At 68.2% G+C, this 14,010-nt stretch carries 11 protein-coding genes; 9 read left to right on the top strand and 2 right to left on the bottom strand.

What is annotated here, in order from left to right; translation table 11 throughout:
* The coding region (locus tag QK444_RS19620) for a LuxR C-terminal-related transcriptional regulator (protein WP_282782365.1) at positions 1 to 333 on the bottom strand (333 nt) is incomplete at its 3' end.
* Positions 334 to 457: 124 nt separating this feature from the next.
* Between QK444_RS19620 and QK444_RS19615 the strand changes: the two genes are divergently transcribed.
* The 4 genes from QK444_RS19615 (at position 458) to QK444_RS19600 (ending at position 6,886) form a co-directional block, all read left to right on the top strand.
* Positions 458 to 2,941 (top strand): molybdopterin-dependent oxidoreductase, encoded by a 2,484-nt coding sequence (locus QK444_RS19615; protein WP_282782363.1) that lies wholly within the window; start codon positions 458 to 460, stop codon positions 2,939 to 2,941.
* Between the two features lie 13 nt (positions 2,942 to 2,954).
* Positions 2,955 to 5,249, top strand: a complete 2,295-nt coding sequence (locus QK444_RS19610) for an adenylate/guanylate cyclase domain-containing protein (RefSeq protein WP_282782361.1) — start codon at positions 2,955 to 2,957, stop codon at positions 5,247 to 5,249.
* Between the two features lie 7 nt (positions 5,250 to 5,256).
* Positions 5,257 to 5,910: a Crp/Fnr family transcriptional regulator gene (locus tag QK444_RS19605; protein ID WP_039808503.1), complete on the top strand. Its 654-nt coding sequence runs from the start codon at positions 5,257 to 5,259 to the stop codon at positions 5,908 to 5,910.
* A gap of 358 nt (positions 5,911 to 6,268) precedes the next feature.
* Complete coding sequence (locus tag QK444_RS19600) at positions 6,269 to 6,886, top strand: pyridoxamine 5'-phosphate oxidase family protein (protein ID WP_039808501.1); 618 nt, start codon at positions 6,269 to 6,271, stop codon at positions 6,884 to 6,886.
* A 98-nt stretch (positions 6,887 to 6,984) separates the two neighbouring features.
* Here QK444_RS19600 and QK444_RS19595 read toward each other — a convergent pair whose 3' ends face one another.
* Positions 6,985 to 7,467, bottom strand: coding sequence for a GtrA family protein (locus QK444_RS19595; RefSeq protein WP_282782356.1), 483 nt, complete (start codon positions 7,465 to 7,467; stop codon positions 6,985 to 6,987).
* 74 nt (positions 7,468 to 7,541) lie between these two features.
* Between QK444_RS19595 and QK444_RS19590 the strand changes: the two genes are divergently transcribed.
* The 5 genes from QK444_RS19590 to QK444_RS19570 all read left to right on the top strand — a co-directional run bounded on the left by QK444_RS19590 (position 7,542) and on the right by QK444_RS19570 (position 13,774).
* Entirely contained in the window at positions 7,542 to 8,999 is a 1,458-nt protein-coding gene (locus QK444_RS19590; protein ID WP_282782354.1) for an FAD-binding oxidoreductase, read from the top strand.
* Entirely contained in the window at positions 8,996 to 9,757 is a 762-nt protein-coding gene (locus tag QK444_RS19585) for a decaprenylphospho-beta-D-erythro-pentofuranosid-2-ulose 2-reductase (RefSeq protein WP_280357293.1), read from the top strand. The genes QK444_RS19590 and QK444_RS19585 overlap by 4 nt, the downstream gene beginning before the upstream one ends.
* Before the next feature lie 167 nt (positions 9,758 to 9,924).
* Positions 9,925 to 10,449: a type VII secretion system-associated protein gene (locus QK444_RS19580; protein ID WP_282782350.1), complete on the top strand. Its 525-nt coding sequence runs from the start codon at positions 9,925 to 9,927 to the stop codon at positions 10,447 to 10,449.
* A complete protein-coding gene (locus QK444_RS19575) occupies positions 10,446 to 11,360 on the top strand; it encodes a hypothetical protein (RefSeq protein ID WP_282782348.1) in 915 nt (304 codons plus the stop codon). Before QK444_RS19580 ends, QK444_RS19575 begins: the two co-directional genes overlap by 4 nt.
* Before the next feature lie 242 nt (positions 11,361 to 11,602).
* Positions 11,603 to 13,774, top strand: a complete 2,172-nt coding sequence (locus QK444_RS19570; protein ID WP_282782367.1) for an arabinofuranosyltransferase — start codon at positions 11,603 to 11,605, stop codon at positions 13,772 to 13,774.
* The last annotated feature ends 236 nt before the right edge of the window (positions 13,775 to 14,010 follow it).

Genomic DNA, 14,010 nt, shown 5'->3' with positions numbered 1-14,010 from the left:
GGCGGCGCGGCGGTTGGGGACGCCGAGTTTGGCGAGGATGGACGAGACGTGGTGGTCGACCGTGCGGACCGACAGGTAGAGGCGGTCGGCGATCTCCGGGTTGGTGAGGCCCGCGCAGACCAGTTCCAGGACGTCCTGCTGCCTCGGGGTGAGGCGAGCGGGGTGGTTGCGCAGGGTGGAGCGGCAGAGCGGGCCGGGCTGAGGCGAGGTGCGCACGAACAGGCCGGTTTCACCCGCGATGGTCACCTCGACCACCGTGGCGGTGCCCGCGGCGATGTCCGCGCAGGCGGCGTGCAGTGCTTCGAGGGCTTGTGTTCGTTCGAGAAACCGCATGTGCCCAGCCTGGCCGCGAACGGCCGGCTGGTCTGTCCGCGCGCGGACGTTCGTTGTGTCGGCGTCCCGACACAAATCGTCCGCTTCCGGTTTCGCCTGTCGGGGTGGCGGGCGATGATGAGGTATGACACCCGTCACGGACAGCCCCCGGACGCTGCTGCGCACCTGCCCGCTCTGCGAGGCGGTGTGCGGTCTCGAACTCACTCTCGACGCCCACGACCACGTAACAGCCGTACGCGGCGACCATGCCGACCCGTTCAGTCACGGCTTCATCTGCCCCAAGGGGGCCAGCCTCGGAGCCCTCGACCAGGACCCCGATCGGCTGACCGAACCCATGATCCGCGACCGCGACACCGACGCGTGGCGGACCGCGACCTGGGCGGAGGCCTTCACGCTCATCGGTGAGCGGCTGCCCGCCATCGCGCACGCGCACGGCAATCAGGCGGTGGGCGTGTACGTCGGAAACCCCAACGCGCACACCGTGGCCGGGGCCCTGTACCTGCCGCTGGTGCTGCGCGCACTGGGCACCAGGAACATCTACTCCGCCAGCACCGCCGATCAGATGCCGAAGCAGGTCGCGAGCGGGCTCATGTTCGGCGATCCGCTCACGGTCGCGGTGCCGGATCTGGATCGCACCGACTACCTGCTCATGCTCGGCGCGAATCCGCTGGAGTCGAACGGATCGCTGTGCACCGCACCGGATTTCCCGGGACGGCTGAAGGCGCTGCGCACACGCGGCGGACGCCTCACGGTGGTGGATCCGCGGCGCACCCGCACGGCCAAGCTCGCGGACGAGCATCTGTTCATCCGGCCGGGCAGTGATGCGTATCTGCTGTTCGGGATCGTGCACACGCTGTTCGCCGAGCAGCTCACCGACGTCCGCGTCGAGGTCGAGGGGCTGGACGAGATCCGATCGGCCGCCGCCGATTTCACCCCCGAGGTGGTGTCGGCCCGCACCGGCGTGCCCGCCGCGACGGTGACCCGGATCGCTCGCGAGCTGGCCGCCGCGCCGACAGCCGCCGTCTACGCCCGGATCGGCACCTGCACAGCCGAATTCGGCACCGTCACGCAGTGGCTGGTGGACGTGGTGAATGTGCTCACCGGAAATCTCGACTCCCCCGGCGGGGCCATGTTCGCCACCGGGGCGGCCCTGGGCATCGTGCGGTCCCGCCCCTTCCGCACCGGACGGTGGACCAGCCGGGTGCGCGAGCTGCCGGAGGCCATGGGCGAGCTGCCCGTCGCCACCCTCGCGGACGAGATCGGCACGCCGGGCGATGGACAGATCCGGGCCATGGTGACGGTGGCGGGCAATCCGGTGCTCTCCGCGCCCAGCGGACCGCGCCTGGACACCGCCTTCGCCGGACTGGAATTCATGGTGTGCGTGGACCGGTACCTCAACGAGACCACCCGTCACGCCGATGTGATCCTGCCGCCGCCGCGCATCGTGCAGGCCCCGCACTACGATTTCGCGCTGCTGAACTTCGCGGTGCGCAACTATGCCCGCTATTCGCGTCCCCTGGTACCGCTCGGCGACCACCCCTCGGAGGCGGAGATCCTCGCCCGACTGGCCATGGCGGTGAGCGGACAGCGGCCGCCGGAGGGCGTCACCCCGCTCGAGGCGGTGGACGAGATGGTCATCGCGGGCACCCTGCAGAAGGCCGGGCTGCTCGAACGCCGCCCGGAGCTGCTGGGCGAGAACACGACCGAGCAGCGCATCGACATGATGCTGCGGCTCGGGCCGTACGGCGAGTGGAACCCGGCGGCGCGCGCCACTGCCGAGCAGGATGGGGACGCTCGGAACCAGGACGCCGACGCCACGGCGTTCCCGCGGAACCAAGCCGATCCCGGGTCGAGCGGAGCGACAGTCGCCCCACGTGCAGCCGGAACGGGATCTCACACCGGCACCGGCACGGTGTCCCCCGCTGGGGCAGCGGTGCGGACCGAAACGACCGGGCAGGGTGGGACGCCGCTCACGGGTGCTGTCGGCACCGCACCGGTACGGGACGCGGCCGACGCCGAGGCGCACCACGACGGTGGCGAGGACTCGTCCCGGTGGGTTGGCGCGCTGAATCTGGGTGTGCTGCTGGAGCATCCGCACGGCATCGACCTGGGGCCGCTGCGGCCGCGACTGCCCGGGGTGCTGCGCACGGCGTCACGGAAGGTGGAGCTCGCACCGCCGCAGCTGCTGGCGGATGTGGAGCGGTTGCGGGCGCGGCTGCGCGCCGACGCACCGGAGATGGTGCTGATCGGGCGGCGGCAGCTGCGGTCCAACAACAGCTGGCTGCACAACATCTCGTCGCTGGTGGGCGGATCCAACCGGTGCACGCTGCACATCCACCCCGACGATGTGGCGCGTCTGGGCTTGAACGGGCAGGCCGTGGTGAAGTCCGCGGCGGGCACCGTGATCGTCACCGTCGAACCGACCGAGGAGATCATGCCCGGCGTGGTGAGCCTGCCGCACGGGTGGGGGCACGCGGACAGCTCGCAGGCCGTGGCGCGCGAGCATGCCGGGGTGAATGCCAATGTGCTGACCGATGATTCGCTCGTCGACGCGCCCTCCGGCAATGCCGTGTTCAACGGCGTGCCGGTAACGCTCACCCCGGCCTGAGGTCGGTGCCCGCATGTCACCCGTCCGGATACTGCTGTGGCTGGTGCATGTCAGCCTGCCCGCCCTCGGCCTGTGGGTGCTGGTGGCACGGCCGCAGCTGGATCACGAATTCCAGCACCACGGTGTGCATTTCTGGCTGATCCTGGGCGCGGCCGTGGTGGCGCTGGTCCTCGGTGTGCTGCTGCTGCGGGCCGCGCGGGCGCATCGGGACATGCGGCTGATCCTGGTGTCGCTGGTATTCCAGCTGAACGCCGGATTCCTGGGGCTGCACGCACTGGCGACGCCCGGGATCATTCTGTCCGCGCCGAATGTCGGGTTCACCACCGCGGTGCCGGTCGGCATGGTGCTGGGCGGCTTCGCGGCCCTGGCCTCGGCGGTGGAGTATCCGCCGGACGCGCGGGTGCACCGGTACACGGATCTGCTCGCGGCGCTGCCGATCACGCTCATGGTGGTGTGGGCGCTGCTGTCGCTGACCCGGGTGCCGCCCTTCGACGCCGTCCCCGATCCGTCGGAGGCGCAGGGCCCGCTGGTGGCGGCGGTGTTCGTGGGCGCGGCCTGCTATCTGGTGGCGGCGGTGCGCTACGCCTACCTGTACTACCGCAATCGCGGCACGGTGGTGCTCAGCGTGCTCACCGCGTTCGTGCTGTTGGCGGAGGCGCTGTTCGCGGTGGGGTTCGGGCGCAGCTGGCGGATGTCGTGGTGGGAGTGGCATGTGCTGCTGGGGGTGGCGTTCGCGCTCATCGCGCTCAGCACCCACCTGACCTTCCTGCGGGAGGGTTCGGCGCGGGGCCTGTTCGACAGCGTGACGCTGCGCAGCACCCTGGACGCCATCCACCGCGACTACGCCCGCGCGCTCGAGGAGATGGTCGCCGCGCTGGACCAGCGCGCCAGCGGCGGCGTCGCCGCGGCCGAACCACTCGGTGCGGTCGGCCAGGAGCTCGCCCGCCGTTTCGGCCTCACCGAACGCCAGGTGGCGGTGCTCCAGCAGAGTGCTCGCGCGGTCGGCAGCGAACGCGAACAGGTGCGTCGCCTCGGCGCACTGGTCGCCGTCGGCGAACGCTCCTCGGTGATCCGGGGCGAGCAGCAGCTGCTCGCCGAGATCCAGCGTCTGGCCACCTACGCCTTCGAGGGCGACACCGTGCGCATCGGGGTGCTGCGCCGGGGCCGCCTGCACTTCGAGGACGGCGGGCCACCCAACCCCGGCGCGCATGCGTTTCCCTTGATGGTCAAGGGGTTTCATGCCGGAGTGCTGGAACTGGCACGCACGGCCGCCCCCGCGCATGCCTCGACCGGGATCCCCGAGCCGGTGCACGGCACCGGCGTGCCCGATATTCGGCACGACCGTCCTGCCGCAACCGATACGGGACACGGCCGCTCAGACACACGGCGAGGGTTCGGTTGGCGGCCCGCGCCGAGCGGGCAGCGGCCGCCTCCGGGCTCGGCTGGGCCTGATGAGTCGCCGGGCGCGGTGACGCGGGCGCTGAACGCCACCGGACTCCGGCGTGGCACAGCGGGTTTCGCCGTGCCCGGGGCGGCCGGCCGGGCCGGTGCGCAGGCTCCCGGACAGCCGGTGCCGCTGGGTGCGGCGGAGCAGGCGGTGGCGCGGTCGTTCGCGGCGCAGGCGTCGGTGGTGTTGGAGAACGCGCGGCTGTATCAGCAGTTGGACGGGCTGTTCCGGTCGTACATGTCGCCCGCGGTGGCCACGGCGTTGATCGCGGATCCGTCCCAGGCGGGGTTGGGCGGTGAGATCCACGAGGTGAGTGTGTTGATGGCGGATCTGCGGGGGTTCACGCCGTTCGCGGAGCGGGTGGGGCCGGAGCAGGTGATGCGGATGCTGAACACCTACTACACCGCGATCGTTCCGGAGATCCTGGCCGAGGGCGGGACGGTGGTGCAGTTCGTGGGCGACGCGGTGATGGCGATCTTCAACGCGCCGGTGCGGCAACCCGATCACGCGCTACGGGCGGCGCGGGCGGGGCTGGCTTTGCAGCGGGCCGTGGCGGGGGTGCGGGAACGGGTGGATGTTGCGGATCGGGACGACTGGCCGATGTTTCGAGTGGGAGTCAATACGGGTCCGGCCGTGGTCGGCAATGTGGGAGCGCCGCAGATGCGGAACTTCACGGCCATCGGCGACACCACCAATCTGGCGGCGCGACTGGAGTCGCTGGCCGAACCGGGAACGGTGGTGGTCGGCCCGCTGACCAGAACGCGGCTCGGTGACCGGGCCGTGGTCCGGGATCGGGGGGCCTTCGACATCAAGGGCAAACGCGACCCGGTGACGGTGTACGAACTCGAGGCACTGCGGTGAGGGTGAGATGGAATTCGAACTGTTCGACGGGCTGTCCCCCGCGGAACGACGGGAGCTGGTCGCCGCGTGCACGCCGCGCAAGTTCCGGCGGCGCGACATCGTCTGTCACGAGGGTGATCCCGGGGACTGCCTGCATCTGATCACCAGTGGGAAACTCATCGTCCGGGTGACCACGCCGCTGGGTCACACCGCCACGCTGACCATTCTCGGCCAGGGTGAGATGTTCGGCGAGCAGGCGATCCTGAGTCCGGACGCGCGCCGCACCGCCACCATCGTGGCGGTCACCGACGCCGAGACCCTCACCCTCAGCCGGGATCGGCTGGAGCGGCTGCGCACCGATCATCCGCAGGTGGAGCGGTTTCTCACGGTCTCGCTGGCCGCACAGGTGCGCAGGCTGTCCGCGGCGGTGCTGGAGGCGCTGTACCTGCCGGTGGAGACGCGGGTGCTGCGGCGGCTGTCGCATCTGGCGCGGGTGTACGGCGATCCGGGCCGGGCGCCGCAGATCCGGCTCACCCAGGAGGATCTGGCGTCCATGGCGGGCACGACGCGGGCAACCGCCAACAAGGTGCTCCGCGAACTCGAGGACGCGGGGGTGGTGCGGTTGAGCCGGGGGTCGGTGACGGTGCTGGATCGAATGGCGTTGGAACGCAAAGCAAACTGACCTATCGGTCCTTTTCCAGGGGGCTAACGCTCGGCCAACCCGGACAAAACTATGCAAAATGGACAATTCAGGATTGCGAAATACTCGCGCGCACAGCCGAACTCGCAGACGTACGTCCAGCCGAGTGATCAGCACACCCACAGCTAAGCGGTTCCGAACCCTTGTGAGAACCCGTATCCCGGGGGACCCTCGCACGGGAAGGTCTGACCGGCGGCAGTCGAGCGAGCCCTACCAGGGAAAATGCGTCGTTTCAGCCATTCGCCACACCAAAATAGTTAAACCGTATAGCATTTCGGATGGCCGAAGTTCGCGGCCGAGCCTCTCCCATCCGGACTCCAGCTACCAGAGGGGGCGCACAATGCCCGGCATCAGAAGCGGCAGCGATGGCGAACGCGAACTACAGGAACGCTACGGGACACAGGATCGCGCCGAGCGTTTCTACGAAGATCAAGTGCGGGACCGGCTCAATACTCACATGATCGATTTCATCCGCCGGATGGATATGGCCTTCATCGCCACCGCCGACAAGCACGGCGAATGCGACACCAGCTTCCGAGCGGGCAAGCCCGGCTTCCTCCACGTTATCGACGAGCACACCGTCGCCTACCCCGAATTCCGCGGCAACGGGGTGATGGCCAGCCTCGGCAACATCCTCGAGAACCCGCACGTGGGCATCCTGCTCATCGACTTCGTGCACGACCTCATCGGCCTGCACATCAACGGCTCCGCCCGCATCGTCGACGACGCGCTCATGCGGCGCTACATCGACGGACTGCCCGAGGGCGAGCGCGGGCGTGTCATCGAACGCTGGGTGGTGGTGGACGTCGAGGAGGCGTACATCCACTGCCGCAAGCACATCCCGCATCTCGTGCCCGCCTCCCGCGAACCCCGCCAGTGGGGCACCGACAACGTCCGTGCCAAGGGCGGCGACTACTTCCGGACCAAAGAGGAGGCGCGCGCGCTCGTCGAGTACTGATGCCGGAGCGCGGGTCCGGGCGCGGCCCCGGACCTCACCTCCCGGTGCTCGGCTCAGTGGATCTCGACCCAGTGGATCTCAGCTCAGTGGATCTCGGCTCAGTGGATCTTGAAGATCACCGCACGCTGCACGATGAAGTTGATCACCGTGGCCGTGCCCTGCGCGATCACGAACGCCACCAGCACGGCACCGGTGAATGTGTGACCGGCCACATCGACCTTCATCTCCGGCAGCACGATGTTCAGCAGCGCATTGATGCCGACCTGCGCCGCGAAGGTCACCGCGTACAGCGCCACCACCGCGATGAAGCGTTTGCGGCTCGGCGGCGCCTGGAAGGTCCAGCGGCGATTGATCAGGTAGGCGGTGGTGGTGCCCGCGATGAAACTGACCGCCTTGGCGATATCGCGCGGCACCCCGACCGCGCTCATGAGCAGCACGTACAGCCCGAAGTCCACCACCGCGGAGAAGCCGCCGGTCAGCGTGAAGCGGACGATCTGGGTCTTCAGATCGACATCGGTGCCGCCCGGCTCGTCGACCAGGGGCAGCTCGGGCGGCAGGGGCAGGTGGGGTTCCGCGGTCACAGAGCAGAAGGGTAATGCCGCGCACAGGTAACGGCACCAGCCGATGGGCGGTTATGCCTGTAGCCTCTATCCCGATGTCCACGAAAGCTCAGACCACCACCGCCGGTGCCGCCGAGACGAGCTCGGCCTCCGAGGGAGCGTACGCACTGCCGACGCAGACCCGGAAGCTCACCGGATGGGGTCGCACCGCACCGACAACATCCGAAGTCCTCGCCACGTCCGATCCCGAGGTGATCGCCAAGGCGGTCGCCATGGTCGCGGAGGACAACGAGGCCAAGCCCGCACATCTACGCCGCGGCGTCATCGCGCGCGGGCTCGGACGTTCGTACGGCGACAACGCGCAGAACGCGGGCGGACTCGTGGTCGACATGACCGCGCTGAACAAGATCCACAAGATCGACGCCGCCACCCGCCTGGTCGATGTCGACGGCGGCGTGAACCTGGATCAGCTCATGAAGGCCGCGCTACCGTTCGGCCTGTGGGTGCCGGTGCTGCCGGGCACCCGGCAGGTCACCGTCGGCGGGGCCATCGGCTCGGATATCCACGGCAAGAACCATCACAGCGCGGGCAGCTTCGGCAACCACGTGCGGTCCATGGAGCTGCTCACCGCCGACGGCACCGTGCACCACATCACGCCCAAGAAGAACGCGAAACTGTTCTGGGCCACGGTCGGCGGGTGCGGTCTGACCGGCATCATCCTGCGGGCCACCATCGAGATGACGCCCACCGAGACGGCTTATTTCATTGCCGACGGTGATGTCACGCCGACGCTGGACGACACCATCGCCTTCCACAGCGACGGGTCCGAGGACCGCTACGAGTACAGCTCGGCCTGGTTCGACGCCATCAGCCCGATGCCGAAGCTCGGCCGCGCCGCGATCTCGCGCGGCAATCTGGCCAAGCTGGATCAGCTGCCGAAGAAGCTGCGGAAGGACCCGCTGAAGTTCAACGGCAAGACCTTCTTCACGCTGCCGGACGTGTTCCCGAACGGCCTGGCCAACAAGTACACCTTCACGCCGATCGGCGAGCTCTGGTACCGCAAATCGGGTACCTACCGGGGCAAGGTGCAGAATCTGACGCAGTTCTACCACCCGCTGGACATGCTGGGTGAGTGGAACCGCGGCTACGGCTCGAACGGTTTCCTGCAGTACCAGTTCGTGGTGCCGCCGGAGTCGGTGGACGAGTTCAAGCGCATCATCGTCGACATCCAGCAGTCCGGGTTCTACTCGTTCCTGAACGTTTTCAAACTGTTCGGTCCGGGTAACCAGGCCCCGCTGAGCTTCCCCATGCCGGGCTGGAACATCTGCGTGGACTTCCCGATCAAGGCGGGGCTCAACGAGTTCGTCAACGACCTCGACCGGCGGGTGCTGGAATTCGGCGGACGGCTCTACACCGGCAAGGACTCCCGCACCACCGCGGAGACCTTCCACAAGATGTACCCCCGGATCGACGAGTGGATCAAGGTCCGCCGAACCGTCGATCCCACAGGCGTTTTCATGTCCGATATGGCGAGAAGGCTGGAGCTTCAGTGATCAATGCGGTCGGGAATCCGCAGACCATTCTGCTGCTGGGCGGCACCTCCGAGATCGGTCTGGCGATCTGCTCGGAGTACCTGAAGTCCGCGCCCGCGCGCATCGTCCTCGCGGCGCTGCCCAATGATCCGCTGCGCGAGCAGGCGGTGGCGCAGATGAAGGACGCGGGCGCGTCCGACGTCGAACTCGTCGACTTCGACGCACTCGATATGGATGGTCACCCCAAGGTGATCGAGCAGGCGTGGGCGCACGGCGACGTGGATGTCGCCATCGTGGCCTTCGGCATGCTCGGCGATGCCGAGGAGCTGTGGCAGGACCAGCGCAAGGCCGTCATCGCCGCCGAACTCAACTACACCGCCGCCGTCTCGGTCGGCGTGCTGGTCGGCGAGAAGATGAAGGCGCAGGGCTACGGCCGCATCATCGCCATGTCGTCGGTGGCCGGTGAGCGGGTGCGCCGCTCCAACTTCGTCTACGGCTCCACCAAGGCCGGACTCGACGGCTTCTACCTGGGCCTCGGCGAGGCACTGCGCCCGCACGGGCCGCGCGTCACCGTCATCCGCCCGGGCCAGGTGCGGACCCGGATGTCGGCGCACGTCAAGGAAGCGCCGCTCACGGTGGACAAGGAGCAGGTGGCCGCGCTCGCGGTCAACGGTTCCGCCAAGGGCAAGGAAATCGTCTGGGCCCCGGGCACTTTCCGCTACGTGATGATGATCCTGCGGCACATCCCGCGCGCGGTGTTCCGCAAGCTGCCGGTGTAGGAGTCGTTCGGAGGTCGGCCCGCGATCCACGGTGCGAACGACATTCGCGCTGTCTCGCAAGTGGCTTCGTGCCGGGGCCGACCCCCAGCGACTGGTGCAAAAACCGTTGCGCGCCGAAGATCGAGGTGCCATGGTCGGTACCGGGCTTGTTTGCCGGGAGGGGGCACATGGAGGAACTGAATTCGTCTGCTGTTCGCCGGGGCGACTGGGTGGTGTTGACCAATCCCAGCTGGCGGGAAGCCGCGCCGGAGGTGATGCCACCGCCTGAGGTGATCCTCGGTGGCTGGTTGATCGGTGAGGACGGTACTCCCGGTCCATTCGAACCCAATCCGAACTACGTCCCTACCGACGAAACATTGCCGACCGACCCCCTCGATGCCGTGCTGCGTCGGATCAGCAACGGGGACAACGTCGGCGGCGACGAGATCATTGCGGCACTACGGGGCGCGGTGGTGGAGATCGGGTGCGACGACAGGAATGACCCCCTGGTGGGTCAGGCTCCAGACGGAGGGCCGTGCGTTGCAATCGCCACCGCCGCGATACACAAGCAGCGGGTCGAGGCGGACCGATGGTGGCCGGTACAGGGCACCGTGCTGCCAGACATCGTGCCCGCTGGCGTCGATATCCTGATCAATCCCGGTAGTCCCGCCCAGTTCCGAATAGTGACTCGCATTTTGCTATCGTCCGAATGAAGATCGCTGCTCAGCTGGCACAATTGGCCGCGCGAGTCCGTGCAGCAGTCACCGATGCGAGCGCCACACTGCAGTCCCATGTGGACAGGTACGCCGACGACCTGCGAAAAATCGCCGACAATCTCGTCGTAGCCGACGGAACAGGTGCCCGGATAGTGAGTGGCGTCGACCCGGACACACCAAGCCTACGCGGCCTGAGCCTCAATAGCGGGCTTCGACACACTTTCACACCCGACCAAGTTCACAGCTTGCCGATCCTGGACGCCGAAGGATCAGTAATAGGAACATACTTTCCGTCACAGCTCACTGACGCGAAGAAGCCGCTGACTTTCACTCGCGATGGACTCGAGACCACGCGAAACGAATACTACGAGTACAGAAGCGGCCGAGAACCTCACGAACCGGAGTGGGCGTTTGTAAGGTCGGCTCCGGCCCCTTGGGGCCAGAACACCGTATACGCGCGGGCACACGCCGATGCTGACCATTACAGCATTCAGGTAAAGAAGAGTGTCCTGTTCACAAAATGGAGCAGGTTGGTGCCGACCCTGGTCGACGGACCAACCTACGGGCTGATCCTTGCCGCTGACAGGCATTTCAAGCAGGCGGTCCGTGGCGCGCCCACGGCCGACCTGGTCCAGTTCTCCTGTTCACCGGCTGGGGGCTCAGCCGCACCGGGGGCAGCCAAAGCCCTGCACTCGGCTGGAATAGGTTTGGACGTGTATGCCACCGAGAGGATCCATCTCTCCCTCACCGAGCAAAGTGAAGAGCCGGGGCCTGGCCGAATCAAACAGTATGGTGCCCGCATTGTCGGACACGGTTCCGAGGTCGAACTCGACGAATCAGGCAACCCCACGAAGTCGCCCTGGGTCAGGTACAAGGCATCCGGCCAGCAACCGGACGCCTCAGACTGACACCGACGCGAACCGGCCCGCCGCACGGAAGTTCGAGTACCAGCGTATCCCGAGTGTCGAGGTCTCCGCTAGGGCGCGGGCTGCCGCACACTCCTGCGCGCGTACGGCAGCGACCCGCTGCGGTAGCGCGGGGCGGGCGCGGCGGGCGGTTAGGCTGTCGCGCGGTGACCACAAGCACGGACCGAGTATCCGGAGGCAGAGTGCACGACACGACTACGGGACGAACCGGGGGGCGCGGGGGGCTGCTGGCGCGGCAGGCCGGGGGCGCGCTCGGTGAGGCGGTGCTCGCGGCCGTGGTCGCCGCGGTGGTGGCCGGGGTCGGGCTGGTGGCGTTCGCGAGTGTGGAGTGGCCCGCGTTCAACTCCTCCAATGTGACGCGAGCACTGACCACCGTCGGGCAAGTGGTCGCCGTCGCCGTGCTGGCGGCGGCGATCTGGCTGGTGCGGGCGCGGAAGTGGCCGTGGGTGGCGAAAGTGCTGTCGTGGGTTGGTGTTTCGACGTTCGTGACGGTGACGCTGGGGATGCCGCTCGGGGCGACCAAGCTGTATCTGTTCGGACTGTCGGTGGACCAGGAGTTCCGGACGCAGTATCTGACGCGGCTGACCGACAGCGCGGCACTGCGGGACATGAACTATGTGGATCTGCCGCCGTTCTATCCGGCCGGATGGTTCTGGGCCGGAGGGCGATTCGCGAATCTGTTCGGCCTCGACGGGTGGGAGGCGTTCAAGCCGTGGGCCATCACGGCGTTGGCCGTAGCAGCGGCCCTGGCACTCGTACTGTGGTCCAAGCTGATTCGCGCGGACTGGGCGATCGCCGTCGCCGCCGCCACCACGGCCGTGACGGTGGCGTATGCCGCACCGGAGGCGTACAGCGCGGTGCTGGTCGTGCTGCTGCCGCCGGTGTTGGTGCTGGCCTGGGGTGCGCTGCACCGGCCCGCCGAGTACGGGGCTGTGGAGTATCGAGCTGAATTCGGGACCGAGAGCGCACGGACAGCTGGCGGCGAGGCTGCTGGCTCCGGGGCCGCGGGCTCCGGCGCTGCTGGCTCCGGGGCCGCTGAATCCCCCGCAACGAGTTCCGGAGCCGCAGGGTCCGGCGGTGCGGGTTCGGACGCCGTTGACTCCGGCGCGACGAGCTCTGAAGCCGCAGGGGCCGGGGCTGGGAGTTTCCGGGCTGTGGGGTCTGTCTCGACCGCGGGGGGTTGGGGGGCCGTGCTCGGCACCGGCTTCTTCCTCGGGCTGGCGGCTACGTTCTACACGTTGTATTTCGCGGTGGCGGTGTTCGCGGTGTGCTTGATGGCGGTGGTCGCCGCCGGGATCGCGCTGTGGCAGCGGCATGCCGCGCTGCGGGTGCATCGGCGCACCAAGCAGGAGATGCCCGGGGTCTGGCGGCTGCTGTGGCCGATTCTGGTGCGGCTGATCGCGATCGGGGTGGTCGCGGGGTTGTTGGCGCTGGTGGTGTGGCTGCCGTTCCTGCTGCGGGTGCTGCGCGAAGGTTTCCCCAGTTCGGGTACCGCCTTCCACTATCTGCCCGAGGGCGGGGCGCGGCTGCCGCTGCCCATGTTCGAATTCTCGCTGCTGGGCGGGCTGTGTCTGATCGGCGTGATCTGGCTGGTGCTGCGGGTGGGCAGTTCACGGCGGGCGCAGGCGCTGGCGGTCGGTGTGGTCGCCGTCTACCTGTGGTGCCTGCTGTCCATGCTGCTGACCGCGGCCGGAACGACGCTGCTGTCCTTCCGGTTGGAGCCGGTGCTGATGGTGCTGCTGGCGGCGGCGGGCGCGTTCGGTTTCGTAGAGGGCGCACGGGCGATCTACCAGGTGTTGAACGAGCCGGAACGGTTCCGGGCCGTGGTCGCGGCGGTGGCCGTACTGGGCGCGATCGGCTTCGGTCAGGAGATCCCGGAGATCCTCGCGCCGGAGATCACCACGGCCTACACCGACACCGACGGCGATGGTGTGCGCGCGGACAAGCGGCCGCCGTCGGCGGTCTCGTACTACGACGAGATCGACACCGCCCTGCGCGAGCAGACCGGCCGCCCCCGCGACGAAACGGTGGTACTGACCGCCGACCTGAGCTTCCTGTCCGTCTACCCCTACTTCGGTTTCCAGGCCCTGACCTCGCACTACGCCAACCCCCTCGCCGACTTCCCGGCCCGCGCCGACGAAATCAAACGCTGGTCCACCCTGGAAACCCCCGAGGAGTTGCTCGAGGCCCTGCGCACCACCCCCTGGCGCGCCCCCGACGCCTTCCTCTTCCGCCAGTCCGGCGACGACTACACCCTGCGCCTGGCCGAAGACGTCTACCCGAACCAGCCGAACGTGAAGCGCTACCAGGTGACCTTCCCGGCTGCGCTGTTCGACGATCCCCGCTTCACCGTGACCGATATCGGACCGTTCACGCTGGTGGTCGTGGAGCGCTGATCCACCCCGCGCGCGTCCGGCTGGTCACGGCAGACCCAGTGGTCCCGCACCAACGGACGGGTCACATCGGCCACCAGCGACGCCGTCACATGCGCGCATCCAGCCGACCACTCGTCGCGTCCGACCGGGACCTGCCGTGCGGTCGGCCGGTCATGCCGGAGGTGGCCGATTCGCACAGCCGAGCTGGGCTACGCGACAGATCGGGACAGTGTCGCCCGGCCGGGCCAGCTCGCCCG

The sequence above is a fragment of the Nocardia sp. CC201C genome (assembly GCF_030010695.1).
Classification (GTDB): Bacteria; Actinomycetota; Actinomycetes; order Mycobacteriales; family Mycobacteriaceae; genus Nocardia; species Nocardia otitidiscaviarum.
Note: the sequence above shows the minus strand (reverse complement) of the source record. Positions and strands in the feature narration are given on the sequence as shown.

Bases quoted from the DNA above. Each gene is read 5' to 3' on its own strand.
- QK444_RS19615 (WP_282782363.1), top strand. From the start codon at position 458: ATGACACCCGTCACGGACAGCCCCCGGACGCTGCTGCGCACCTGCCCG.
- QK444_RS19610 (WP_282782361.1), top strand. From the start codon at position 2,955: ATGTCACCCGTCCGGATACTGCTGTGGCTGGTGCATGTCAGCCTGCCC.
- QK444_RS19605 (WP_039808503.1), top strand. From the start codon at position 5,257: ATGGAATTCGAACTGTTCGACGGGCTGTCCCCCGCGGAACGACGGGAG.
- QK444_RS19600 (WP_039808501.1), top strand. From the start codon at position 6,269: ATGCCCGGCATCAGAAGCGGCAGCGATGGCGAACGCGAACTACAGGAA.
- QK444_RS19590 (WP_282782354.1), top strand. From the start codon at position 7,542: ATGTCCACGAAAGCTCAGACCACCACCGCCGGTGCCGCCGAGACGAGC.
- QK444_RS19580 (WP_282782350.1), top strand. From the start codon at position 9,925: ATGGAGGAACTGAATTCGTCTGCTGTTCGCCGGGGCGACTGGGTGGTG.
- QK444_RS19575 (WP_282782348.1), top strand. From the start codon at position 10,446: ATGAAGATCGCTGCTCAGCTGGCACAATTGGCCGCGCGAGTCCGTGCA.